Origin of the sequence: Paraeggerthella sp. LCP19S3_G8 (assembly GCF_052119225.1) — a bacterium.
In the GTDB taxonomy this organism is placed as follows: Bacteria; Actinomycetota; Coriobacteriia; order Coriobacteriales; family Eggerthellaceae; genus Paraeggerthella; species Paraeggerthella hominis.
In genome coordinates this window covers 161,607-187,012 of the sequence record NZ_JBQKFQ010000006.1, presented here as the reverse complement: position 1 = coordinate 187,012, position 25,406 = coordinate 161,607, and the positions used below count along the sequence as shown (strand labels likewise).

The window sequence follows — 25,406 nt, the reverse complement described above, 5'->3', positions numbered from 1 at the left end:
AACTCACTGATCTTGTTTTTCGAGACGTTCGTTCTGTGCTAGCTTATTAAAAAGAGCGGTGAGAGTTTTCTTGGCTTGTGAAAAACGGGTTGTTTGAACCGTGATTACGCGATAGTTGGTTTCGCGCATGCTTTGTTGCTCGGCGGCCGAAGGGAGCTTTCCAGCTCGAAAATCCTCAATTGCCAGATAAGCCATCCCGTCGTCTTTGAAGTCTCCAATATCCGGGTTTTTTGCAATAGGGATAACTCCATATGAGAGGTATTCGATTAGCTTCGTTGGACAGGCTACCTTGTTCACAGTGGAGCTGTCTCGGAGTATGAACCCGAAATCGCTTGTAAGGTATTCTTCGCGAAGGGCTTCGGGACTTTTTGTGCCGACTGTTAGCATTGCGGGTTCAGAATGATCGCTCCATCGGGTGCTTAGCTCGGAAGTGTCGGGAAGAAAGAGTCTGTATTGGCATAGATTAGGCTGAGACTCTATCGCATCAATCATTTCATCGAATAGTTGCCACGCTTGCGTACCTCCTGCATATATGACGGTAGGAGGTACGCAAGCGGTTTTCTCGATTGGCGCTACGGGAGAGTTGTCCATGTCGAAAATCGGCATAACTAAGCATTCAGCGCCACTGCTTTCCTCGGGATGTTTCTCTTGGATATGCCTCACCATGCTGTTTGTAACTGCTACCATAACCGAAGCACGCGATACGGCTAGTTTTTCGACTCTTTCCAATGCTCGAGCCCGTTCCTCATCTCCGAAGAGTGCAAGCTCTTCTTCGGGGACTGCTCCATGGAGGTCCAAGACAACCTCGCCGTTGTAATCATTGATCAAATCGGCATCAAAGCAATGAATGCTGTGACAGTAGATGAATCGCGCTCTTTGGGCTATCGATTCGAATAGGTTTTTCACTTGATGAGCTTGCTCATATTCGATAAGGATATGGTTTTGATCAACTATTCTTGCTGATGCCCAGTGAGTCTGCGGATTTGGGTAAAAGTGTATTCGTAAGGCTTTGCCAGGAAAAAGGGAGTCGATGTTTTTGATGCGTCGGTAATAACCATCCGTGACATTCCCGCTGTTGAACATAGGGGCGAAAACGCAGATGATAGGTCGCCCTGTAAAATGATCGGTACTCAGTAGCAGTGAAAGATATGATCTTAGGGCCTCTTCGGTTGCTTCGCAAGCCGTTGCTTCCATACGGGTGGACATGAGGCGTATGTTTCCGCATCGGGTCATTGCTTCTATGAGCTTGTCATTGCGTTCGGCTTCTTGGATGCTCCGCTGATTTAGATGTAGACCAAAAGCTTTCTTGCGCGAGCTCGCTCGTTCTTGATTGACCGTATTCTCGATAATGTCTGCATTGGCGATGATGTCTTGCAGGAAGTAGTTCCCTCTAGGCATTCATTCCTCCTGATGTTGCGCTCAGAATATGCTTCACGATGCGTTCTGCTGCATGTCCATCCCCGTAAGGGCAGGCGGCGGCAGCCATTGCCTGATAGAGCTTTTTGTCGTCGAGTAGTTTTTTCATCTCGATCTCTATGGTGGTCGTTTCCGTTCCGACGAGGATGGCGGCTCCGGTTTCAATGATCTCTTCGCGTTCGGTTTCTCGTCTTAGGACTAGAACGGGTTTGTCCAGGAAAGGAGCCTCCTCCTGAAGGCCTCCCGAATCCGTCATTACAAAACTGCACAGTGCCATCAGGTTATGCATGTCGATTACATCAACAGGGTTCACCAGGATAACATTGGGAAGGTCTCCTAGGATTTCACGAACCGTATTTTGCACCGAGGGATTTAAGTGAACTGGATAGACGACTTGAGCATCGGGGCGCTGAGCGCAGACGTTGCGTATTGCGCTACATATATTTCTGAGCGGCTCCCCTAGGTTTTCACGGCGATGGGCTGTCAAGAGTATCGTTGGGCGAGAGAAATCTACTCGATTAAGCTCCGCGCAGTTGAATTTGTAGTCGTTTCGCATAGTGTACGCGAACGCGTCAAGAGCTGTGTTTCCCGTAACCCATACTCGGTCGACTATGCCCTCTTTGTATAGCGCATCCTTGTTTTTTTGGGTGGGTGCAAAATGAAAGGTAGCAAGAGCCGATATTAGTTTCCTGTTCATTTCTTCAGGAAAAGGAGAGTATCGGTTGTGCGTACGCAACCCAGCCTCCACATGTCCTATGGGAATTTGCTGATAGAAGGCCCCGAGGGCTGCAGACATGCTGGTAGTGGTATCTCCATGAACCAAGACAAGATCGGGGCGCACTGTTTCGAGCGTGTCGGTAATGCCCGAAAGCACCCCTGTAGTAATGGAGCTGAGGGTTTGCTCGCTTTTCATGACGGCTAGATCGAAGTCGGGTTCGAGGTGAAACGCTTCGAGTACCTGGTCCAGCATTTCTCGGTGTTGACCCGTCACGCAAAGCACGCTGTCGATCAATGGCTCGCTCTCAAGTTTCTTGACTAAAGGAGCCATTTTTATGGCTTCGGGTCGCGTGCCGAAGATCGATAGTACGCGCATGAGGTGTCCTTTCTGCAGGTTGCGTTGCAGTGCGTTGGTCCGCTCTGGATGTTTAGGAGCCGATCAGGATTCTGAACGCTTCCAAGCGTGGTAGAGTAGCTCTCGATCAGTGGATCCCAGAACCGATTCCCCACCAAAAAACGAAATGCCGCTAATAGTCTTGCGGTTGCGCTCCATGAACATCATGCAGGAAGAGACACTTTCGAGGTTTGTGGGGTCTTCCAAAAGCATTGCCGCACTCGTCTTTCCTGCGTATCCGATTATCGAGAGCAGCTCTGGCCATTGACTGAGGGTTTGGGAGCCGACGCATACTTCTACAGGTGCACAGGCGTTGCGCTTCTTGGACTCGTCCAGGACCGCTTGGGCGATGGATAGGACCGTCTCCTCGTTGTTTTCGTCGGCAAGCGTTTTGACGGTGATTCCCTGCTCGGACAAGCTGGCGCAAAGAGGATGGCTTGCGATCGATCCAACGGCAAAGATGGAGTGAATACCCTCTTCTACGAGCATTCGAGAAAGATCGCTTGCTCGATCTTTCTCCTCTCCCGTAAGCACAAAGAAGGGTGCTCGAATTCCGTACGAAAGCGGCGCGGCGCAAAATGCTTTCGCATTATCTTCGAAAGCAGCAATCAGGGCAGTGTCCCCCCATAGGCTGCTTTGGGCTCCAAGTTGCAGAAGCTCTATCGACAGGTTCAGCGATCCGGGGCGCTTGGGAAGATAGATGACTTTAGGTTTCCACGGCAAAGACGAGACCTGCTCCAGTACGTTTTCCGAATTGCGATCCTTATCGAGAAGCAATATCGTGGTTGGTCTCTTGCTGGAGAGATATTGCTCTATGATCTCCGGAAGATGGTCAGACCTAACGGGTAGCACGGGCGCGTTCTTCGCCCCGGCGAACCCGCAAGCCGCGATGGCGTTTACATGGGTTGCATCGCAGACGAGCGTCACCATGTCGACGGACTCTTCGCCCCAGCCCCGAACAGCGGCCCTGACTGCGGTTCCATAAAGGCTGTCTCCGTCGATTGATGCAAGATCTTTCTGCTGGAGTGCTTTGCCGGCTGTGCTGCTCAGCGCTTCGAACACGCGCCGCTCGGCTTCGGGGCTTCCGGTGCGCCCGCCTAGGCCACCGTAGACGCGGCAGACGGTGGCGGCGTCGCCTATCATGCGGGTATGGCCCTTTTCAATCCATATCGCCTTGTTGCACATACGCTCGATCTGCGCATTGCTGTGCGACACGATGAGAACGGTCACGCCGTGACGCTCGATCAGCTCATTGATGCGATCCTCGCACTTTTTCTGGAACATGAAGTCGCCTACAGAAAGGACTTCGTCTACGACCAGAATCTCCGGCACGATAACGGTGGCGATGGCAAATGCGATGCGTGCAACCATGCCGGATGAATAATTCTTGAGCGGCATATCCAAGAACTTTTCGATTTCGGCGAATTCGACAATCTCGTCGAAGTGGTCGTCGATGAACTTCTTTGAGTAGCCCAGAAGCGCTCCGTTGAGGTAAATGTTTTCTCGTGCAGAAAGCTCCGTGTCGAAGCCTGCTCCCAGCTCGATCAACGGGGCGATGTTGCCATTGATCTCGCATGAGCCTTTGGTGGGCTCTAGAACGCCTGCAATGATTTTGAGGAGCGTCGATTTGCCCGATCCGTTCGTGCCTATGATGCCGAACACATCGCCCTTCTTCACTTCGAACGATATATCGTCGAGCGCTGTGAACCCTTCGAAGAACAATTCACGGCGGGCGATCTTGATAGCATATTCCTTCAAGCTATTCAACTGTTCGGATGCCATGTTAAAGATCATCGACACGTGATCAACCTTGATCATGGTTTGGCGATTGTCGTCTGCTTGAATGCTTTCAGAGTCGCCGATCGACAGGGCAGAGGTGTTAACGTTTTCGGGCATGGTGCACCTTCGTCTCTAAACGTACAGGATGAACTTCTTTTGCTGCTTGCGGAATACGAGGACTCCCAGCAAAAGAGCGATTGCTCCGCAGCCGAAGCAAATGAGGTTGTCCATAAGACCCGGCGTGACGCCCCACATAGCTATATCGCGGAAATAGCTAACGTAGTAGTACATGGGGTTAAGCTGCATGACGGGAACCATCCACTCGGGAAGGATGTCGATGGAGTAGAACAGCGGCGTGGCGTAGGTCCATGCCGTCAGAATGACACTCCATAGATGCATAATGTCTCGGAAGAACACCGAAAGAGCGGCAAGCAGAAGACCGAGTCCCAAGCTGAACATGAACAAGTAGGTGAGGAGCACGGGCAGGAGTAGAATGTTGAACGTGGGCACCACGCGGAAAAACACCATGACGATGGCTACGGCAACAAGCGATATGGCAAAGTTCAGAAGCGCAAACACGACCTTCTCAAGCGGGAAGAGCATTTTGTTGATGCGAATCTTCTTGATAAGGGGCGCAGAATCGATGATTGATCCCATGGCTCCCGAAGTGGCGTCTGACATGAAGGTGAACAACGTCATGCCGAGAATCAGATATACGGGGAAAGGTTCGACTCCTCCGCGAAACACGACGGAGAAGACTGCCGCCAGTACGATCATCATAAGCAAGGGATTGAGCACTGACCAGGCAACGCCCAGCACGCTGCGGCGGTATTTGAGTTTGAAGTCTTTCGAAACGAGGGACTTCAGTATGAACATGTTGCGCTGCAGCGAATCTTTGGAAAAACTCATTCGGGTTCGAGCCCTCTCTTCTTCACTTCAGAATTGCGTCCAATTAATCGCAATCCCTGAATGATATCACGTGGCAGGGAGGTCTCTGGTGTTTTCATTACTTTCGCGCAACGCATCGGAGGCACCAAAGGCCGCGTGGCCTTGATTTGCCTCGTCGCGTTAGGCAGCCGGCGTCCGGCGAGCACCCTGCATAAAAGCACTTTGCATGGAAACGGTGACGCTGGCGGGCTGTGCGCTTATAATCTTATGCATTTGAGGCAATTGCACGTACAGTCGTATATAAGGATGGCTATGAAAACCTATCTCGTGACCGGCGGAGCCGGCTTCATCGGCAGCAACTTCGTCCACTGGGTGGTGGAGAACCGGCCCGAGGCGCGCGTGATCGTCCTGGACGCGCTCACCTACGCCGGCAACCGCGAGAACCTCGCGGGCATCCCCGCCGACCGCATGGAGTTCGTCCACGGCGACGTCTGCGACGCCGAGCTGGTGGACGGCCTGTTCGCACGCGCCGACGCGTGCGTGCACTTCGCGGCCGAGAGCCACAACGACAACTCCATCGCCGACCCGGCCCCCTTCGTCCGCACGAACGTGCAGGGCACCTACACGCTTCTGGAGGCCGCGCGCAGGCACGACGTGCGCTTCCACCACATCTCGACCGACGAGGTGTACGGCGACCTCGCCCTTGACGACCCGGCGCGCTTCACCGAGGACACCCCGTACCGCCCCAGCTCCCCGTACAGCTCCACCAAGGCGTCGTCGGACATGCTCGTGCGGGCGTGGCACCGCACCTACGGCGTGCGCGCCACCATATCCAACTGCTCCAACAACTACGGGCCCTACCAGCACGTCGAGAAGTTCATCCCGCGCCAGATCACGAACGTCATCTGCGGCGTCAAGCCGAAGCTCTACGGCGACGGCCTGAACGTGCGCGACTGGATACACACCGAGGACCACTCGAGCGCGGTGTGGACCATCCTCGAGAAGGGCCGCATGGGCGAGACCTACCTGATCGGCGCCGACGGCGAGAGGAGCAACATCGACGTGCTGCGCGCCATTCTGGAGGGCATGGGCCGCCCCGCCGACGAGTTCGACTGGGTGCGCGACCGCCCCGGACACGACCGCCGCTACGCCATCGACTCCTCGAAGCTGCGCCGCGAGCTGGGCTGGGAGCCCAAGCACACGGACTTCGCCGAGGGCCTGGCCGACACCGTCCGGTGGTACCGCGACAACGAGGCCTGGTGGCGCCCCGCCAAGGAGGCCACCGAGGCGAAGTACGCGAAGCTTGGGCAGTAGGGGGACGGCATGGCAGCAGGGAATATCGTGGAATCCGGCAACTTCGCCTTTGCCGACACGTCCATCGAAGGCGTGAAGATCGTCGACGTCAAGTCGTACGGCGACGCTCGCGGCTACTTCATGGAGACGTACAAGCGTCCCGATTTCGTGGCGGGCGGCATCGACGTGGAATTCGTGCAGGACAATCAGTCCTCGTCGACCAAGGGCGTGCTCCGGGGCCTTCATTTCCAGATCGAGCATCCGCAGTCGAAGCTCGTGCGCGTGGTGTCCGGCGAAGTGTTCGACGTCGCGGTCGACCTGCGCCCGGGCAGCCCCACCTGGGGCAAGTGGGAGGGCGTGGTCCTGTCGGCCGAGAACCGGCGCCAGTTCTTCATCCCCCGCGGCTTCGCGCACGGGTTCCTGGTGCTGAGCGAGACGGCGGAGTTCTGCTACAAGTGCGACGACGTCTACCGTCCGGGAGACGAGGGCGGCCTTATGTGGGACGATCCGGAGGTCGGGATCGACTGGCCGGCGCTCCAGGGTGACGAGGTGTTCGATCCGTCCAAAGTGGTGCTGAGCGACAAAGACAAGGTGAATGCCGCCTTGAAGGATTTGCGCGGATAGCCGCGGAAAGGTTCTTGCATGGTTAAGGTAGTGCGCGCTTGTCGCGGTGACGGCGTGGCTTACATCGAGGTCGCGGGGGCTACTGCTCGCGACCTCGTTCTTGTAAGCACAGCCGAGGGACGAATGCTTCCTGCATCGGTGGTTTCCCTCGGTAAGAAAACGTGTGCGATTGTGTTCCCGCTTGTTCTGTCGTCATTCTACGTCGTTGAATCGGGTGATCGCTCCTGGTCTTTCAAGATGGGCGCTACCGAATTGAAGCTGCGTTCGAAGCTGGCGTACGCATTGCGGCGAACCGAAGCTTTGCGATTGAGGGACTGCGATCTTGAAGAGTTCGCACGGTGCTTGAATGTGCGTTTTATTCAAGTGGTCGAGGATGGGTCGGAAGCTGTGGTGCGTGCTCGTGTTGATGTGCCGGACTCGGTTTCTAAAGATGCGCGGATATGCATAAACGTTCTAGATGCGGTTGGTGCTGAGACGGACCTGAGGCATATCGTCATGGAGGATTGCAAGGACGCGGTGGACGAGCGCAACCGTGCAGTCCGCCGAATTACGGTTGCTTTGAGACTGCCGATTGGCGATCATAAGGTGTGTCTGACCGCCGCGGTCGAAGACGGTTCGAGCCAGCCAGGCGGGTGCGCTCTTCTCGACGATACGTACGCCGCTTTGCGCGGCGGGTTTTTGGACGCTTCAATGGATGCGATGCATGATCCCTCGTACCATGCGTGGTGGGAGGACCATCGTGCAAGCGAAGACGACCTCCGTGCACAGGCGCGCCGTTCTTTCGATCGTCCTCCGCTGTTCAGCATCGTCGTGCCCCTGTTCCGTACGCCGATTGCCTTTTTCGACGCCATGTATGATTCGGTGCGGGGCCAAAGCTACGGGAATTGGGAGCTTATCCTGGTGAATGCGTCTCCGGATGACTCATCGCTAGCTCGCAGAATTTCCTCGATCGAAGACGAGCGAGCTGTTGTGCTCGAGGTGGAGAACGGCGGGATTGCTCAAAATACGAACGTTGGCATAGAAGCCGCTCGAGGAGATTTCATCTGCTTCCTCGACCACGACGATGCTCTTTCTCCGGATGCTTTGTACGAGTATGCGAACATTGTCGATCTTTTTCCGGATACGGATCTTCTGTATTGCGACGAAGATCGCTTCGATGCGCAGGGTCGGCACTCGGCGCCGCTTTTCAAGCCAGATTTCTCTCCGGAGCTCTTGAGGGCGCACAATTACATCACGCATTTTCTGTGCGTAAGCAGCAAGTGCGTTTCTTGCATTGGTCTTATGGATGGCCTGTTCGACGGCGCGCAAGATTACGATTTCACCTTGCGTGCCGTCGAGCGCGCGCGAAGAGTCGCGCATGTTCCCCGAGTGCTTTACCATTGGCGCATGCACGAGGCGTCGACCAGCATGAATCCGGAAAGCAAGACATATGCGAAGGATGCCGGCTCGCGCGCCGTGGAGGCTCACTGTGACCGCATAGGGTTCAAAGCTTCAGTGGAGCGCACGGACATGCCTTTTGCGTATCGCGTTGTTCATGCTCCGCGGGATTGGGGAAGGGTCGATATCGTCATTCCCACCAAGGATCATGCGCACTTGCTTCGGGCGTGCGTTGAGTCCATCTTGAAGGTGTGCACGTACGCGAACTATCGTATTATCGTTGCTGAAAACAATAGCGAGGAGCCGGAAACGTTCGAATGCTATCAGAACCTTCAGGCTCTTGATGATCGGGTGAGCGTGGTGACCTGGTCGGGGGAGTTCAACTACTCGAAGATCGTTAACTTCGGAGCTGCCCAAGGGAATAGCCCTTACATTCTGTTTTTGAATAACGACACCAAGGTGATAACTCCAGATTTCCTTGAAACTATGCTGGGATACTTCGAGGACGAAGGCGTGGGCGTGGTGGGCGCAAAACTTCTGTATGCTGATGGAACCGTTCAGCATGCGGGCGTGGGCGTGGGTCTGTTGGGTGCAGCTGCGCATCTGTTCACGTCTCTTCCCCCTGATGCGGGTGGCTATTTCGATCGGGCAAGGCTTCCTCAAAACTTGTCCGCTGTGACTGGTGCTTGTCAACTCGTGAGGCGCGATGTGTATGGGCGTGTTGGGGGATACACCGAGGACTTCACGGTTGGGTACAATGATGTCGACTTTTGCCTGAAGACGATTCGTGCGGGTTATCGTGTGGTTTGCACGCCTTATGCGCGCATGAACCATTACGAGTTCTCATCTCGGGGGCGTGATATGCGCGGCGAACGCATGAAGAGGGTCCAAAAGGAAACCGATCTTTTGCGCTCCCGATGGTCTGAGTTCTTCGAGGGTTCGGATCCGTACCTGAATCCGAACCTGTCGAAAGATAGCTGCTACTTCGCTTTGAGAAAGGACTGACCGTGGATGTTGAAGCGGCCCGCTTGGCGGAGGACGTGGACGTTTCTCTTGCGATCGCCCGAAGAACTGTTCAAGTCTTGCGTGATGACTTGTCGCGCGAGGAGGACGAGCTGGAGGCCGTTGACCGCGAATTTCGCAAATCGTTATCGTATCGGATTGGGAGCATGCTGTGCCCGAATTTTCGTTCGTAATACCGGTTTACAATGGGATGCCTTATCTGGAGTCGTGCCTTGGCAGCCTGCTTGATCAGACGTTCGATGATATTGAGGTAATCTGCGTTGACGATTGCAGCACCGATGGCTCGCTCGAGGCTTTGGAGGCTTTTTCTCAAAGAGATTCGCGGGTTCGTGTTTTGAGGCAGCCTGAGAATCGTGGAAGCGCGCGGGCGAGAAGGCGGGGTGTTCTTGCATCGTGCGGTGAGTACGTGCTTTTCTCCGACCAAGACGATTCGTATGGCCGTGAGGCTTGTGAGGTTGTACGACAATTGCTGGCCGAACGGCCTGTCGATATTTTGCAGTACGGGACGCTTGTCGTTAACGAAGGTGGAGTTGAGCAGGGGGAGATCGCTGGACTTGAAAGCTGGTTGGAGCCGTATGAGGGGATCTTGCTCGGTCGCTCCATCCTGGACGAGTGCTTCGTGAATTTGACCTTCGGGTATTCTATTTGGAACAAAGCCTACAGGGGGGAACTTGCTCGTCGGGCGTTCTCGTCCATGGAGGATGTTTCGGTACCCTTGGGGGAGGATAACTACGAATCGTTCGTATTGTTCTACTTTGCGGAAACCTATCGAGGTGTATCCCGTCCGCTGTATCGATACCATTACGGACGGGGCTACACTGGGCACGTACGACAAACCGCCGATTCGTTTCGCCGTACGTGCGGCCTTTCGGTTGCCGCTGATCTCATGAAGTCGTTTCTTATTTCTGAGGGCAGTTTCGACGAGTACGAGGAGACGTATGGGGCTGCGCGTCGGCACATGCTTCGCTATACGTTTGATCGGTGGGCCGTCGAGGTTCCCGATAGCGACAAGATCGAGGCTTTGCGCTACCTCTTGGAGTCGTGGCCGTATGTGGAAGTGCTCGAGCACGTGGCTGAAGATAGGCCTCGAGATCTCACAGGGTTGCTCAATGCGCGCTTTGGCTCTTGCGATGCGGAGGTCCTTTCTGCTGCGAATGGACAGGAATTGTTCGATTTAATGCTTGAACTGGGTGAGTTGTCGCGTGCGTGCAAGGAAAAGGATGATCGCATTGCCGCCAGACGCCAAGATTTTGAAGGCTCTCGTGCGTATCGTGTTGGCCGCATGTTGACTTCGCCTTTGCGTCGTATAAGGGGAGAGTAAAGGGTTCGAGCTTGTTCTTCACGCGCTGAGCCGGCATGATGAATACGACCGTTCTCCATCTTACGAATCGTTAACAATTTGGTACTGGTATAATACGCAGGTTGGATATCTATACTGGAGGCGACCGGAGCGTTTATGGAATGGTACCAAGCGGCTATCGTGTTTTGCGTGGCTTTTGCAGTCACGTGCTGCATGGTGCCCGTTTCCAAATGGATCGCCGTTAAAATAGGCGCGATCGACTACCCCGGAAATCGCCGGGTCAACGTCGATTCGGTTCCTCGCTGCGGAGGGATAGCTCTTTATACGGGCCTTTTGGCGGCATGCTTTTCGATCTACCTTGGGGTTCGCTTTTTCGACTGGAACATGCATGACTTATATGTCCTGGGAGACATAAACTACATCGTATTGTTCCTGGGCGTCACGGCCATGTTCACAGTTGGGCTGGTCGATGACATCACGCAGCTGTCTCCGGGAACCAAGCTGCTCGGCCAGGTTCTTGCTGCCGCTGTAGTGGTTTTGTCGGGTGTTGGTATAGGGGCAGTTCGCGCCGTGGTTGTAGGCGATTACTTCTCTTTCGGGTGGCTCGACTATCCGCTGACTGTTCTGTATCTCGTCGTGTTCGTGAATATCACTAACCTTATCGACGGTTTGGACGGACTGGCGTCAGGCCTTGTTGCTATTGCTTCTTCGAGCTTGCTGTATCTTGTGTGGATGCGTGGGAGTTTCACTCTGGTTCTAGTTTGCATTGCCCTTATCGCAGTTTGCTTGGCTTTTCTTCGGTTCAATTTCTTCCCGGCTTCGGTGTTTATGGGCGACTCGGGATCCCATCTTTTAGGTTTGTCCGTGGGAATAGTCTCGGTTGTGGGCGTGGTACGAACGCAAAGCTTTGTCGTCATGCTAATCCCGTTAATCATTGCAGGGGTTCCGGTGCTGGATACGTTATCGGCCATCATTAGACGCAAAAGGGTTCATAAACCAGTCGATCAGGCGGATTTGGGGCATATCCATCATCGTCTCATGCGCGCCGGATTAAGTCAAAAGCGATCCGTTGCGGTGTTGTGGCTCTGCTCTGCGGCCCTCGCGTTGACGGGATGCCTTATAGGGAGTTTTTCGGGAGCGGTTCAAGGAGCCATTATTGCGGCTCTTGCGATTGTGCTGTTCTTCGTGATTTGGAAGTTCGGCTTGTTCAAGCCTGTTTTGAGGCACCACTACGACAATAAGGGAAGGCGGGGGCCTCGCGTACCTCGTCATACGAGATAGGCTGCACGGCGTATGGCGGATACGATCGACATACAGAAAAAGCGGTCTGAGAAAATGGCCGCCGTGGCTGTAGCGATGGTTACGGCGTTCTCTCTTGCGTTCATCGGCCTGATTGTGGTTTTGGAAGACGCGGCGAATCGGTCCGTGAGCGGGCGTACGTACGTTGCCGAAGCGACTTCCGCCGAGCCGTTCTATGTGTTGCTCATAGGATCCGATTCAAGGAAGGAAACCGCTCTGTACACAGGTAAGAAAACGGAGCACGCGCAAGTGGACCAGCATTCCGACGTAATGACGCTTGTGAGGGTTGAGCCGGAAACCTATACGATCACTCTGGTCTCCATTCCTCGCGATACCGTGCTGAAGGGGTCGAACACCAAGATAAACGATGCGCTTCTTAACAACGACCCTGAAGAAGTGGTGGAAGCTGTCGAGTTTTTGACAGGAGTGGACATTCCATATTACATGATGGCGACGTTTACGTCGTTTCAAGTGTTTATCGATGCAATAGGCGGCGTTACGGTTGATGTTCCCAAGGATGTCAAAGTGCCGGATCCCATGACGGCCGAAGACGTAAAGCTAAATGCGGGGAAGTCTCAACATCTCGATGGGTCGGAGGCGCTTGTGCTGGCGCGCGCTCGCAAAGAGTACGTAGTCGATCAAGACGCGCTTCGCCAGGTGAACGTACGAAATCTTGAGGTAGCGATCTTGCAGAAAATCCTTGCCATGTACGGTGAGGGAGGGGGTAATGATCTGCTTGCTGACCTTGTGGGAAACGTGGACACAAACCTTAGCATAGCGGAAGTAGGGTATTTGGCCGCCGATTTTGTTACGAATCGTGATTTGGTGACTATCTATTCCTGCACGGGTCCATGGCGGGGAGGCGAAAACATGGACGGTCTTTGGGTGGTTGAAGAAGACCCAGAAACATGGGCCGAGCTTATGGCGGTGGTGGATGCAGGGGAGAGCCCTGTCGGGATTGTGGAGGAGCCGAGGCATTTGTAAAGAGATGCGTTGGCTGACTTTCGATGAACCCCTTGTGAAACGAGGCTGTGTTAATATCTGAGGTTGTTTGTTCGGATTATTGAATGGGAGCGTTGTGCTGAGTACTCTTACGACGATATTACGAGACAATTGGGAGTGGCGCAAGCAGATCGGTCGGCTTGCCATTTTTGAACTGGTGAAGAAAAGTCGCGGCGCCGTGTTGAGCTGGGCTTGGTTTCTTATCAAGCCAGCTATGTATATCTTTTGCTTTTGGTTTGCGCTCGATGTTGGATTGCGCGTCGGTAGCGGCGGAGCGGAGGGCGCTCCTCCGTATATCCTATGGCTGTGTGCGGGTTTGATCCCCTGGTTCTTCATGCAAGATATGCTGGGAGCTGGGATCGACGTGCTGCATCGATACCCCTATCTGGTGAATAAGATCAAATTTCCCTTGAGCGGTATATCGACCATCTTCACAAGCGCGACCATGTTGGTGCAGTTCATGCTTATGGCCGCCCTGCTTGCAATCTATTTTGCTTGTGGGATGCCTCTCGATATTTATTTGCTGCAAGTCCCCATTCTGCTGCTGATGATGTTTGTGTTTTGGGATATCGTGTCTTTGCTGTTCTCTCAACTGTCAGCTATGAGCAAGGACGTCGCGAATCTTATGCATGCTATGAGCACGCCGTTTTTCTGGCTGTCGGGCGTGATCTTCGATGTCAACTCTATTCATATTGGCTGGATTCAGACTATCTTGCATCTGAACCCCATAACGTTTTTTGTGTCTGCGTTCAGAGGTGCATTCTACGATAAAACGTGGTTCTGGGAAAACTCGGTTGCATGCGCGGGGTTTGCTATTGTATTTGTCGTGACGCTTGTGCTGGCTTTGCTGGTGTACAAGAAGCTGAACAAGGAGGTGGCTGATGTCCTCTAGTGAAGCCTCTAAGGCAATCGACATCTCGTCGCAGAAGACGAGCATCAGCGACGAAGTGGTCATCAGATTCGATCATGTGACAAAGACGTACAACTTGTACAAGAACGATCGTGGTCGTTTCCTGGGCATCTTCAATTACAACAAAAAGGGTTCGTTTCTGGGTAGCGTGGATGCTAGCAAGGATCTGTCGTTCGAAGTCAAAAAGGGCGAGGCAGTTGCCTTTCTGGGCCGCAATGGCGCGGGTAAGAGTACGACGCTCAAGATGGTCACGGGCGTTACCCATCCCACAAGCGGCGAGGTAGAGGTAAAGGGTCGAGTAAGCGCCTTGCTGGAGCTGACTGCTGGTTTCGATATGCAGCTTACCGGGCGCGAAAACATTGCATTGCGCGGTCAGATCCTAGGCCTCAAGAAGTCCGAGATCAAAGAAATAGAGCCGGCGGTCATTGACTTTGCCGAATTGGGCCTGTACATCGACCAGCCCATGCGTACGTATTCGAGCGGTATGAAGGCTCGCTTGGGCTTTGCGTTTGCCGTGGCCATTGAGCCGGAGATTTTAGTGGTAGACGAGGCTCTTTCGGTGGGCGATCGCACGTTCCAGAAGAAGTGCATCAATCGCATTCGCGAGATCATGCTGGACGAGAGCGTGACCGTTCTGTTTGTAACGCATGCATCTGCGACTGCTAAGGAGTTTTGCAGTCGGGGCATCGTGCTGGACAAGGGGACGAAGGTCTTCGAAGGTAGTATCGACGAAGCCACGGCGTATTACGAAAAGAACTACTAGGAGTTTCTTATGAGTGCAGGCGGCAATGCGGGGACAAATGCGTATGCGGCGATTCTTGCCGGGGGCTCGGGCGCTCGCATGGGCAACCCCGAAAAGCCCAAGCAGTTTTTCATGCTGGGTGAAAAGCCCATACTTATCCATACCGTAGAGAAATTCTGCGCCTTCCCGGATTTTCAAAAAGTACTGGTCATGTGTCCCCAGGTGTGGTTGCAGCAGACGCAAGACCTGATAAGGCGTCATTGCCCGCAGTACGAGGATCGGATCGCGCTTGTGGCCGGCGGTGTCGAGCGTAACGATACGGTGATGAACGCTATCGCTTACGTGGAGCAGAACTGCCCGGCCGACAACGACACTATCTTGGTAACGCACGATGCGGTGCGACCGTTTGTGTCACACCGCATTATCCGGGATAACATTGCAGCTGCGCGCGAGCATGGCGCGTGCGATACGGTCGTGCCAGCTACGGATACCATTGTAGAGAGCATGGACGGTTGCGCTATTTCGGCCATTCCGAACCGAAGCGTGCTTTATCAAGGGCAGACTCCGCAATCGTTCAACTTGCATAAGCTCAAAGAGCTTACCAGTAGCTTGACCGATGAGGAGCGCGCTACGCTAACCGATGCTTGCAAGATATTTGTTTTGCGAGGCGAACGCGTTGTCCTGGTGGAGGGCGACGTTGCGAACATGAAGATCACGTATCCCCAGGATATGCGTGTCGCGACTTCTTTGATGGGCAAGTAGATGCTGAATTGTGCCTACAGATTGGTTGCTCCACGAATGTTCGAGCCCGTGGTTTTGGAGATGCCCATGTTTCCTAACCGGGTGATTGTCAGGCCGACCCATTTGTCTATCTGCAATGCTGATCAGCGCTACTACCAAGGCCGACGCAGCGCCGAAGTGTTGGCGAAAAAGCTCCCTATGGCGCTTGTTCACGAAGGGATCGGCATGGTTGTCGAAGACGCTTCGGGTGTGTATGCGCCGGGAACCAGCGTGGTTATGCTACCAAACAGCCCGCGTGAAAAGGACGACTTCATAGCGGAAAACTATCTTCGTTCCAGCGAGTTTTGCGGCAGTGGCTTCGATGGCTTTATGCAGGAGTACGTAGCTCTTCCGCCTACGCGCGTGGTGCCGCTTCCTGCGGGCGTCAATAAGAACGTTGCAGCGTTCACCGAGTTAGTGAGCGTAGCCGTTCATGCCGTTACCCGCTATGAGGCCATAGCGCACGGTCGGCGCGAAGTCGTGGGTATTTGGGGCGACGGGAACCTGGGGTTCATCGTTGCGCTGGTGTTGCGCATGCTTCATCCCGCGACGTGCCTGGTGGTGTTCGGGCGCAATGTGGATAAGCTGGCTGACTTCACGTTCGTGGATGAGGCGTATTTGACGTACGACGTATCTCGCGCGCCGCTGGTCGATCACGCTTTCGAGTGCTGCGGAGGAGACGGCTCGGCTTCGGCTATCGACCAGATTATCGATCGAATCAAGCCCGAAGGTTCCGTTTCTCTTTTGGGCGTGTCGGAGAACCCCGTCCCCGTGAACACGCGCATGGTTTTGGAAAAGGGCCTGCGTTTGTTCGGCAGCAGCAGAAGCGGCAAGGACGATTTTCAGCGGACGGTACAGATGTACTACGACCATCCGGTGGTTTTGGATTACTTGACGTCCCTGGTGGGGGCGATTCTGCCGGTTGGTTCGACGCGAGATATGGCGCAAGCTTTCGAGGCCGATATCCGCAAGTCCATGGGCAAGACCATCATGCTTTGGGACGTGTAATCGTATGCGCTTTGCACTGAAAGCGGGCATGGGAGAAGCGGTGGAGAAGGCCGTGGTAGCCGTTGCTCGCTTCTCCATCAATGCTTTGTACTTCGCATGCTGCGCCCTTCCGCGCAGAGACGAGGCAGTGTTCGTATCGCGCCAGGCCAATGAGCCATCTTACGATTTCAAGGCGATCGGTCGTGAATTTGAACGCAGAGGGTTTCGCGCGGTGTTTTTAACGCGAAAGCTGCAGAAAAGAACCATCGTAAGGTACGCATTTCATGCGGTGCGCGAGATATACCATCTTGCACGCTGCAGGATATGCTTTGTCGATCGATACGATCCGGTTATCAGCCTGATGAACTTCCAGTGTGAGCCGCAGCCTGCTTCATGCGACATCCCTGTGGGGGTGTATCGCGAGTTCCCTGTTCGACCGGTGGTGGTTCAGCTGTGGCATGCGTTCGGTGCGTTCAAGTGCTTTGGGTTTCAGTCTCACGATACGGTGGAGGGCCATACATCCAAGGCTATGGAGCTTTATCGCATCCATCGCAACTACTCATGGGTTCTCTGCTCGGGCGAGGGGTGTCGCCAGGCGTTTGCACGGGCGTTCAACTGCCCGGTGGAGCGTGTTGTCGCTTTGTTGAGGCCCGGTTATGACGAGTTTGCGCGGTTACGTACGGCGGCTTTTGCCGAGCGCGGTGCCGGAGAAGAGTCAGGGCTTTTGGTGCTGTTCGCTCCCACGCTGCGTAAAAGTTCGGAGTCTCGGCACCCGTTTCGCGATCTTGCTCAGGAGGGCGGTTGGAAGAACTTGTCTGACGTGGCTCGAATCGAGTGGGCTTTTCACCCGCTCGAACAGGAGGGCGTGGCTGCGGGGACGGTGAACCAAACGCTTCTGGATGCGTCGATTGTGGTTACGGATTACTCGTCTATTGCGTATGAAGCGTATTTGCTTGGAAAGCCGGTGGTGTTCTATGTGCCGGATATCGACGAGTACCGCGCGTCTCCTGGCCTTAATTCCGACCCGCTCAAGCTATGTCCGCGTATTGCTTTTACGGACGAGTGGCGCCTGTTTGCGTTTTTGGAGGATTGTTTAAACGATCCGGAGCTGTATCCCTGGGATGCGTTCGAGGCTTTTGCCGGTTCCGCCATCGACGAATGCGATGGTCGTGCGGTCGATGTATTAGTGGAGGCTGCTTTTGGGTGGCTTGGGCGAGGAAGATGCGAGTAGTTTCATGAGTGATGTGAGTGCTCAAAAGAGAAGTGCGTTGAGCAAAGCAAAAGACGCGGTCAAAGGATTGGTGAAAGACGCGACGTTGGGCTTTGCGTTCCCGCGCTCGTACGCCCATGCTGCAAAGGACCCTGTCGATCCTCGCAAAGTGGTGTTCTTGGAATCGAAGCAACAAGAAGTACCGGATAGTTTTCGCGTCCTGCTGGATCGGCTGGACGCCGATCCGCGCTTCGAGGTCTACTATATTTCTTTGGGACAGCATCGTGTATCCCGAGCGCGGTACTTGGCGAATTGCGCCAATGCTTTGAGGCAGATAGCCACGGCTCGATGCGTGTTTTTGAACGACGCCTCCGATGTGGTGAGTTGTGTGGCCTTGAGGCCTGAGACTCGGGTGGTTCAGCTATGGCATGCTTGCGGCGCGTTCAAGAAATGGGGTATGAGTACGGCCGACCTTGAATTCGGGGGTTCGCGCGAACAGATTTTACGACATCCGTTCTATGGGAATTTATCACTGGTGACGGTGAGCAGTCCTGAGGTGATATGGGCGTATACCGAAGCTATGGTGCTAGAGGACCGCCGGGATATCATTAGGCCCTTGGGCGTGAGCAGAACGGATGTGTTTTTTGACGAGTCGTTTCTCTCCTGTGCTCGAGCGCGCGTGTGCGAGGCTGTGCCGCAAGCGCGTAGCAAGAAGGTCATGTTGTACGCCCCCACGTTCAGGGGCCGTGTATCAAAGGCCCTGGGCCCCGATCAGCTTGATATCGAGGCGTTCTGTACAGCATTTAACGATGAGTACGTACTGCTGATAAAGCATCATCCGTTCGTCAAGGAGCGGCCTGCTATCCCTGCAGGATGCGAGTCGTTCGCGTTTGACATCTCAGATGCTGTATCGATAGAGGATGCCCTGATTGTGGCCGATGTTTGCATATCGGACTATTCCTCGCTCGTGTTCGAGTATTCTCTTTTCGAGCGCCCGATGGTGTTTTTTGCGTACGACAAGGAAGAGTACGACGATTGGCGCGGGTTCTACTACGAGTACGAGGACTTGACCCCGGGACCGGTGTTCTGCGAGAACGAACCGATGATCGAGTATTTGCAGCATGTTGAGCAGCGTTTCGATAAAACGCGCGTGGCGCAGTTTCGCCAGCGCTTCATGAGCGCATGCGACGGTCATGCGACGGATAGGATAATCAAGGAGGTATTCGAAATTAAATGACAATAGGGATGTGGAATTGAGATGATGCAATAAGCTTCGTTGATTCACAGTTCTTCTTTGAGTAGTATGGATAGATAAAACTTGCTTTCTGGGCGTTTCTGATGCTTTCGAATGTGATAGGGGAGATACGACCCATAGCGAGGGCTTCGGGAGCAAGCCCACCCAATTCTTTCCGCTGATGACGCATGACGTATGAGGCGTGTTGGCGCAAATGTGCATTCGATCTTTTGTCGACCTATAGGTACAATTTTCTTGGGTGAATGCGGTTTTTGGAGCGGTGATTCAAAGGGGATCGTATGGCGGCAAATGAGTATATTAATTGAAGGAGTTGCTTCGCATGTCGAAAAGTGTTCTCTTGTTGATGATGGGTGGCTCAGGGACCCGCTTTGGATCTGAGATACCGAAGCAGTTTACCTTGGTTTCTGGTCGGCCCATATTTAGTTACATTGTCGAAAAGTATGCAGCTTTAAATGCAGTTGACAGTATGATTTTGGTTTGTCATGAAGAATGGGTTCGCTATTCTGACGATTGGACGAAGGATCTCGAACTCGACGTCCCCGTTCACGTGGTTGCTGGCGGCTCTACTAGGTCGGAATCGGTGAGAAATGGGCTGGAAAAAGCAGCCAGCTTCTCCGACTACTCGGATGTAATTTTGATACATGACGCGACGCACCCTTATGTTGACGAGGAGGGCGTCCTTCGGGTCATTGAGGCTACGCGCAGATGCGGCGGGGCGACTTTGGGCGAATGTCAGTATGACACTGTTTATAAAATGGACCCAGAATCGCATATGATGCAAGAAGTGGTTCCTAGGGAGTCTATTGTGTCGGGTGCAAGTCCAGAGGCTTTCCTGTTTGGACGCATCTGGGAGGTTTATCGATCTACAGCCATACTTGATTTGGGGAAATTCACTTCTGCCGGCGCTTTGGCTTTAGAGTACGGGATTCCCATGGAGGTTGTGCCGACGGATCTGATCAATTTGAAAATTACGTATCGTCGTGATCTAGAAGTGTTTCGGAAGCTATTCCATAATTACTACTTTTAGAAAGGGATCACGATGAAAGCGGCGATATTGCGCAAAACTGGTTCTGTGGTTGTCGAATTCGTGGACAAGCCGGTGCCGAAAGATGACGAGGTACTTGTACGAGTTAGCTATACGGGGATATGCGGATCCGATGTTCCAAGGGTGCTTGAAGGTCGGGTTCATGATTTCCCTATCGTTCTTGGGCATGAATTTTCGGGTACTGTTGAATCCGTAGGCTGCAATTGCGACAGTAATTTAGTGGGAAAGAGAGTTGCAGGCATCCCGTTGGTTCCATGCAGGAAATGCGAAAGCTGCCTTAGTGGCAATTATTCCCTTTGTGATCGATATGGGTTTATCGGTTCGCGTCAAATGGGGAGCATGGCCGAATATGTATGCGTTCAAGCTTCCAATGTGTTTGTGGTTGATGAAGAGGTTTCCGATCTCGAAGCGGCTTTTTTCGAACCCATGACAGTGGCTCTCCATGCAATGAGCCTAGCCGGGTTTGAATCCGGATCCTCCGTTGCGGTTTTCGGCGCGGGAACCATAGGGGTGCTTCTTGCGCAAGCTTTAGTTGCTGAAGGTGCGGAATTAGTTGTCTTGTGCAATCGGAGCGAAGAGAGATTGAGGCGCATCGGGCAGATTCGCGGCGTTTCTTCTTTATCCACTTCTTGCTCCGGTTGGCGAGAAAAGGCTTGCGATCTTTCGGGTGACGGATTTGATTTTGTGTTCGACACCGTGGCTTGCTCAGCTACTGTTGCCGATGCAGGGTTTCTTGCCAAGAAAAAATGTACGGTTTGCTTTATTGGAACCCCTAAGGAGGGTGTTTCTTTAGGGGTTAATGACTGGGAGCGTTTAAACCGGAAAGAACTGACATACATAGGATCTTGGATGTCTTATTCGAATCCATGGCCGGGTTCTGAATGGAAGAAGGCGGCAGAACTGCTTGGTTGTGGGAAAGTTAAAATAGACAATGGTCTGATAGATCGCATATACGGTCTGAATGATACGCAGGTCGCTTTTGATAGATTTAGATCAGGTTCTGCAGTTACAGGTAAGATTCTAATTGATTCCCGGAGGGTTTGAAGTGCATATTGTCCAACGGATAGTTCGTGAGAATAAGCTCGGGCATCATGCTGGCATTTGGTCATGTTGTTCGGCGAATGAGGATGTCATACGTGCGGCACTGCTCAAGGCTAGGAAGACGGGGACTCCCGTGCTGATTGAGTCAACATCCAATCAGGTTAACCAGATGGGTGGTTATACGCATATGACTCCTGCCGATTTCTCCTCCTTCGTTAGGCGCATTGCTCAGGAGGTCGGGTTGGCTTCTTCGAAGGTTATACTTGGCGGAGATCATTTAGGTCCGCTTCCTTGGGTCGATAAGACAGAGGCCGAAGCTATGAAGAATGCTGAGGATCTGGTAAAGGCTTGTGTGGAAGCCGGTTACAGCAAGATTCATCTGGACACTTCGATGAGGGTGGCATCCGACAACCCGAACGAACCCTTTTTGACGAAGGTATGCGCAGTCCGGGGGGCAAAGCTTTGCCTAGCCTGTGAAGTGGCTTTTGAGGAGTATAGAAAGTTTCATCCGGAGGCATGTGCGCCAATTTATGTCATCGGAAGCGAGGTCCCAGTGCCGGGTGGCGATCTCAACTCTGGACTCGTTGACGTTACGGCTCCTGAAGATGCTCTGACAACCATCGATGTTTACAGAGAAGCTTTTGAGGAACTTGGAATAGGCGATGTATTTTGTCGGGTGGTTGGGCTTGTCGTCGAGATGGGGATAGAGTTTCATGAATTTGATCTTGAAGAATACGACAGAAGAAGAACCGTCAGCCTCGTGAAGGCGATGCGAAATGTTCCTCTTTGTATCGAGGGGCATTCGAGCGATTACCAGACAGTGGAAAACCTTGAACGTATGTGTGAAGATGGTGTTGCCGTGCTTAAGGTTGGACCCGCTCTCACGTTCTCGCTGCGGGAGGCGTTGTTTTCTCTCGAACAAATCGAACGAGAAGTGTACGCGGATAAGCCGGAATTGTTTTCGAATTATCGGCAAACGCTCGAGCAGGTTATGCTGGAGAATCCTGTTTCATGGGAGCCGTATTATAGGGGAAGCGGAGCACAGCAAAGAATAGCGAGGGCTTATAGCTTTTATGATCGAAGCAGATATTATCTATCGGATGAGCGAGTAGCTTCAGCTCGTGCGAAGCTACTCGGCAATCTGTCGGGGAATTCCATTCCGCTTTGCTTGTTGAGCCAACATTTACCTACTCAATACTTTAGGGTAAGAAGCGGAGAAATTCGCAACGAAGCGATCGATATTGTTTTGGATAGGATTGGGGATAGGATTGATTGTTATCTGCGGGCTACTAATAATTGCGGGAATGGCGTAGGGTAGCAAGAGGCCGGAGGGGTGCTGATTAATGATTACTGCAGACGAAATGACTCTAGTTAAAGATCAACTAGGGTATTTGGATGCAAAAAGATGTTACGAAGCCTTTGTTAAAGCTGCTGAATTGGCATCTCGAAAGAATGAGGCGGCGAAGCTTCTTGCAGATTTCGATACTTTTTGCTCCGAGGCAGATGTTAAGTACTTCTTGTTTGCGGATTCTTTGAAAGGAGCAGATGTTTACGAGGATTTTATTCCTGGCGAATCGAAAATTCAGATTGGTATTCTGAACTCTCAACTGGATCGTTTGCAAACCTACGCCGAGCAGCCTGTGGGAAAAAATGCCCTTTTGAAGAAGGATATGAATCTATCTTTCTATGGAAATGATTCTTCCGCGAGACGTCGGTTTCCTCTCGTCGAGCGAATATCGACGGTTGAAGTGAGGTTTAACGACGAGAACGTGTTCAATCGGGATTCTTTTCCGATAGAGTTTAAGCCATGTTTTGAATTGTCGATATTTTCAGCGATGCCGGACGATTTTCTTGTAAAGCGTGGATTTGTCCGAGCGATGAGGCGGCGAAACCTCTTGCTTGATCGAGTGCGCAGGGCAAAAAAGGAAGTAAGAGAATCAAAGAGGAAGTTTTTCGGAAGCAATGCCCTGTTCATGCTCTTCTCAGAAAAAATGATCATTGATGCATTGTTCAGATGCTCGATGAGATATGAAGGCCCAGGATCTTCTTGTGTTTCTCGAATGTTCGGGTCGAGAACTAAGCAAGTATCGTTAGAGGCGTTGGGGGAATATCGTAGGGTTTCGTTTCATGGTGTTGAGGCATGGGCGCCGGAAATGCCTACATCTTGGGATGTCGAGCCCCTCGAAGAGCCGACTCCTGAATTGCGACACTTGCAAAATAAGGCTTTGCAAGTAGTTTCGGAGATTCATAGGGTTTGCAAAGTGTTGGGCATTGGTTATTTTGTTTGCGGGGGGACCATGCTTGGTTATGTGCGTCATGGTGGGTTCATTCCTTGGGATGACGACATTGACGTGGGAATGCTTCGCGAAGATTACGACCTATTTCTAAAAGAGGCGCCAGCGATTCTGGATAGAGATCGGTTTTTTTTGCAGACCAGGGGAAGCGATCCCTCTATTCCGTACCTTTTTTCTAAGGTGAGGATGAACGGTACGCTGTATGTAACTGAGTACAATAAAGATAGAGATTTTCATAAGGGAATCTGCGTTGACGTGTTTCCTTTTGATGCTGTCCCGAACGAGGTGTCTCGTCAAAAAGCCATGAGACAAAAGGCGAGATTGCTTGAAAGAAGGCATAATCGCATCGCCAATCACCAGTACACGCGAGAAATGCTGAAACGGGATGAATCCCTTCCGCGTTCTTGGCATAGTGTCCTGGCTCGATTTGTTGGGCTTCTCGCTACGAAATGGTATCAACGAACTCCCCTTTCTAAGACGCAATCGGAGTTCGAGGCATGCGTACGGCAATATAATGATGCTTGCAGCCAAGAGGATTTAAGGTATGTCGCTTGCTTCATTCCTTCGTTTACCATGGTACGTAGGGATGATCTTCTTCCGTACAAGGAAGTTTCCTTTGAGCACACGCAGGTAAATGTGCCCTCTAATCCCCATATTTTTTTGCGCATGCAGTATGGAGACTACGCCGAATTGCCTCTCAGACATCAGTGCGTAGGGCATAGTTTGCTCGAATTTGGAGAAGATGAAGTGGATTAGGGAAGCTCTATCCGGTGCTCTTGGCTTTATGGGAGGTGGTTTTTTGAAGCAGCGTGTCGCATATTACGACAATCTCAAAGGAATCCTTATTGTGCTCGTTGTTGTCGGACATTTGCTGGAGCCTGTTGCGGTGTCGGCCAATATGACGACAATGCAGTTCGTTGATTTCATATACTTGTTTCATATGCCCTTGTTCATATTCGTTTCGGGTCTTTTTTGTAAGAGTATTTGTAAAAAAGGTATTTTCCGAGCTGATGTGGCATTGTTCTATATGACTGTTTGCTTTCTGCTGTATTCCGGCTTGCAGCTCGAGCGAGTTTTGCTGGGCACATTTAAATCGTATGATTTATTTACATTGAGCAACGGGTCTATACCTTGGTATCTCATGGCGCTTGCTGCATATGTTGTTGCGGTTCCATTGTTTTCTCGGATCAAACCTACCGTGGCGCTTGCGGGGGCGTTCTTTTTGGCGATCGCCTCAGGCTTCTCTGATGCGGGGGATTTTTTGACGGCTTCGAGGATTCTTGTGTACCTCCCTTTTTTCCTACTGGGGTTTTACATGCGTCATGAATGGATTCTGCAAAGTTTGGAGCGATTTGAAAATAGCACTTTTCTTTGGTCTAAACTCACGGCTTTGAGAGTTGTGGCGGTTGTGGGACTGGGGATCCTTCTTATTGGATTCTTTATGCTCGATGAAGAAATGCTGGTCTTTTGTAAGAAGTTATTTACGGGCAGAAACTCATACGAATCAATATCCTCATCGTCGGGATTGGATGTATCGGTTGTGGTATGTTGCATCGCGCGTGCGTCCTACTATGTCGTCGTTTGCTTGGCTTCGGCGTGTGTCATGGTCCTCACCCCACGCCGCAAACTCTTTTTGCTGACTGGGACGGGCGCGCATTCTCTTCAGACCTATATCTTGCATCCGTTTGTTTATTATGCTTTGAATAAGTATGGCTTTTCCAGCGGGCTATACAATGCTCTTCCTGATTCCGTAGCGTTTGCTGTCTTGATTGCTATAGGAGGTTGCTTAGCGCTGCTTCTAGGCGCCCCCAGCTTTCCCCAGCGTGTTTTGGATAGATTGAAGGCGTCGATGAAGATGGCTTTGGTGCGATTGCCTGAGAGGCATTGCGAGCGGGTGCTGTAGGAAGGGGCGCGTAGCAGGTGCGCTCGTCTCGCACGGGACGCGCGGTCGCTTCTTCGTTTCGGCGAGGTACGGTGGAGTTTCGGCCTGGGTCGAAACGTGGGGGCGGCTGACGGGCGATTCGTCGGGC

21 protein-coding genes are annotated in these 25,406 nt (G+C 52.7%); 17 read left to right on the top strand and 4 right to left on the bottom strand.

Features of this window, described 5'->3' with window-relative positions; translation table 11 throughout:
- Positions 1 to 3: 3 nt before the first annotated feature.
- The 4 genes from ACTQZK_RS08755 to ACTQZK_RS08740 form a co-directional block, all read right to left on the bottom strand.
- Complete coding sequence (locus ACTQZK_RS08755) at positions 4 to 1,398, bottom strand: hypothetical protein (RefSeq protein ID WP_114567740.1); 1,395 nt, start codon at positions 1,396 to 1,398, stop codon at positions 4 to 6.
- Positions 1,391 to 2,509: a non-hydrolyzing UDP-N-acetylglucosamine 2-epimerase gene (wecB, locus tag ACTQZK_RS08750; RefSeq protein WP_225748882.1), complete on the bottom strand. Its 1,119-nt coding sequence runs from the start codon at positions 2,507 to 2,509 to the stop codon at positions 1,391 to 1,393. Before wecB ends, ACTQZK_RS08755 begins: the two co-directional genes overlap by 8 nt.
- 63 nt (positions 2,510 to 2,572) lie before the next feature.
- Complete coding sequence (locus ACTQZK_RS08745; protein ID WP_114567742.1) at positions 2,573 to 4,423, bottom strand: ABC transporter ATP-binding protein; 1,851 nt, start codon at positions 4,421 to 4,423, stop codon at positions 2,573 to 2,575.
- Between the two features lie 15 nt (positions 4,424 to 4,438).
- The gene (locus ACTQZK_RS08740; RefSeq protein ID WP_114567743.1) at positions 4,439 to 5,215 is read right to left on the bottom strand and encodes an ABC transporter permease; all 777 of its coding nucleotides are present in this window, start codon (positions 5,213 to 5,215) and stop codon (positions 4,439 to 4,441) included.
- A 291-nt stretch (positions 5,216 to 5,506) separates the two neighbouring features.
- Between ACTQZK_RS08740 and rfbB the strand changes: the two genes are divergently transcribed.
- From rfbB to ACTQZK_RS08655, 17 genes are all read left to right on the top strand, one after another.
- Complete coding sequence (rfbB, locus tag ACTQZK_RS08735; protein ID WP_441899375.1) at positions 5,507 to 6,508, top strand: dTDP-glucose 4,6-dehydratase; 1,002 nt, start codon at positions 5,507 to 5,509, stop codon at positions 6,506 to 6,508.
- A 9-nt stretch (positions 6,509 to 6,517) separates the two neighbouring features.
- Complete coding sequence (rfbC, locus tag ACTQZK_RS08730; protein WP_441899373.1) at positions 6,518 to 7,111, top strand: dTDP-4-dehydrorhamnose 3,5-epimerase; 594 nt, start codon at positions 6,518 to 6,520, stop codon at positions 7,109 to 7,111.
- An 18-nt stretch (positions 7,112 to 7,129) separates the two neighbouring features.
- Entirely contained in the window at positions 7,130 to 9,493 is a 2,364-nt protein-coding gene (locus tag ACTQZK_RS08725; RefSeq protein WP_441899371.1) for a glycosyltransferase family 2 protein, read from the top strand.
- Between the two features lie 169 nt (positions 9,494 to 9,662).
- Positions 9,663 to 10,832 (top strand): glycosyltransferase family 2 protein, encoded by a 1,170-nt coding sequence (locus ACTQZK_RS08720; protein ID WP_441899369.1) that lies wholly within the window; start codon positions 9,663 to 9,665, stop codon positions 10,830 to 10,832.
- A gap of 135 nt (positions 10,833 to 10,967) precedes the next feature.
- The gene (locus ACTQZK_RS08715; RefSeq protein WP_114567749.1) at positions 10,968 to 12,092 is read left to right on the top strand and encodes a glycosyltransferase family 4 protein; all 1,125 of its coding nucleotides are present in this window, start codon (positions 10,968 to 10,970) and stop codon (positions 12,090 to 12,092) included.
- Between the two features lie 12 nt (positions 12,093 to 12,104).
- Complete coding sequence (locus ACTQZK_RS08710) at positions 12,105 to 13,094, top strand: LCP family protein (protein WP_441899367.1); 990 nt, start codon at positions 12,105 to 12,107, stop codon at positions 13,092 to 13,094.
- A 94-nt stretch (positions 13,095 to 13,188) separates the two neighbouring features.
- Positions 13,189 to 14,004, top strand: coding sequence for an ABC transporter permease (locus ACTQZK_RS08705; protein ID WP_441899365.1), 816 nt, complete (start codon positions 13,189 to 13,191; stop codon positions 14,002 to 14,004).
- Positions 13,994 to 14,785 (top strand): ABC transporter ATP-binding protein, encoded by a 792-nt coding sequence (locus ACTQZK_RS08700; RefSeq protein ID WP_441899363.1) that lies wholly within the window; start codon positions 13,994 to 13,996, stop codon positions 14,783 to 14,785. The genes ACTQZK_RS08705 and ACTQZK_RS08700 overlap by 11 nt, the downstream gene beginning before the upstream one ends.
- 9 nt (positions 14,786 to 14,794) lie before the next feature.
- The gene (locus ACTQZK_RS08695; RefSeq protein WP_441899361.1) at positions 14,795 to 15,526 is read left to right on the top strand and encodes an IspD/TarI family cytidylyltransferase; all 732 of its coding nucleotides are present in this window, start codon (positions 14,795 to 14,797) and stop codon (positions 15,524 to 15,526) included.
- Positions 15,527 to 15,592: 66 nt separating this feature from the next.
- A complete protein-coding gene (locus tag ACTQZK_RS08690) occupies positions 15,593 to 16,552 on the top strand; it encodes an alcohol dehydrogenase catalytic domain-containing protein (protein WP_441899359.1) in 960 nt (319 codons plus the stop codon).
- A gap of 4 nt (positions 16,553 to 16,556) precedes the next feature.
- Complete coding sequence (locus ACTQZK_RS08685; RefSeq protein ID WP_441899357.1) at positions 16,557 to 17,762, top strand: CDP-glycerol glycerophosphotransferase family protein; 1,206 nt, start codon at positions 16,557 to 16,559, stop codon at positions 17,760 to 17,762.
- Between the two features lie 37 nt (positions 17,763 to 17,799).
- Positions 17,800 to 18,978, top strand: a complete 1,179-nt coding sequence (locus tag ACTQZK_RS08680) for a CDP-glycerol glycerophosphotransferase family protein (RefSeq protein ID WP_441899355.1) — start codon at positions 17,800 to 17,802, stop codon at positions 18,976 to 18,978.
- Between the two features lie 337 nt (positions 18,979 to 19,315).
- Entirely contained in the window at positions 19,316 to 20,023 is a 708-nt protein-coding gene (locus tag ACTQZK_RS08675) for an IspD/TarI family cytidylyltransferase (RefSeq protein WP_441899353.1), read from the top strand.
- Between the two features lie 12 nt (positions 20,024 to 20,035).
- Positions 20,036 to 21,085, top strand: coding sequence for a galactitol-1-phosphate 5-dehydrogenase (locus ACTQZK_RS08670; RefSeq protein WP_441899351.1), 1,050 nt, complete (start codon positions 20,036 to 20,038; stop codon positions 21,083 to 21,085).
- 1 nt (position 21,086) lies between these two features.
- Positions 21,087 to 22,400, top strand: a complete 1,314-nt coding sequence (locus tag ACTQZK_RS08665) for a class II D-tagatose-bisphosphate aldolase non-catalytic subunit (protein ID WP_441899349.1) — start codon at positions 21,087 to 21,089, stop codon at positions 22,398 to 22,400.
- 25 nt (positions 22,401 to 22,425) lie between these two features.
- Positions 22,426 to 24,132, top strand: coding sequence for a LicD family protein (locus ACTQZK_RS08660; RefSeq protein ID WP_441899347.1), 1,707 nt, complete (start codon positions 22,426 to 22,428; stop codon positions 24,130 to 24,132).
- The gene (locus tag ACTQZK_RS08655; protein WP_441899345.1) at positions 24,119 to 25,279 is read left to right on the top strand and encodes an acyltransferase family protein; all 1,161 of its coding nucleotides are present in this window, start codon (positions 24,119 to 24,121) and stop codon (positions 25,277 to 25,279) included. Before ACTQZK_RS08660 ends, ACTQZK_RS08655 begins: the two co-directional genes overlap by 14 nt.
- Positions 25,280 to 25,406: the final 127 nt, after the last annotated feature.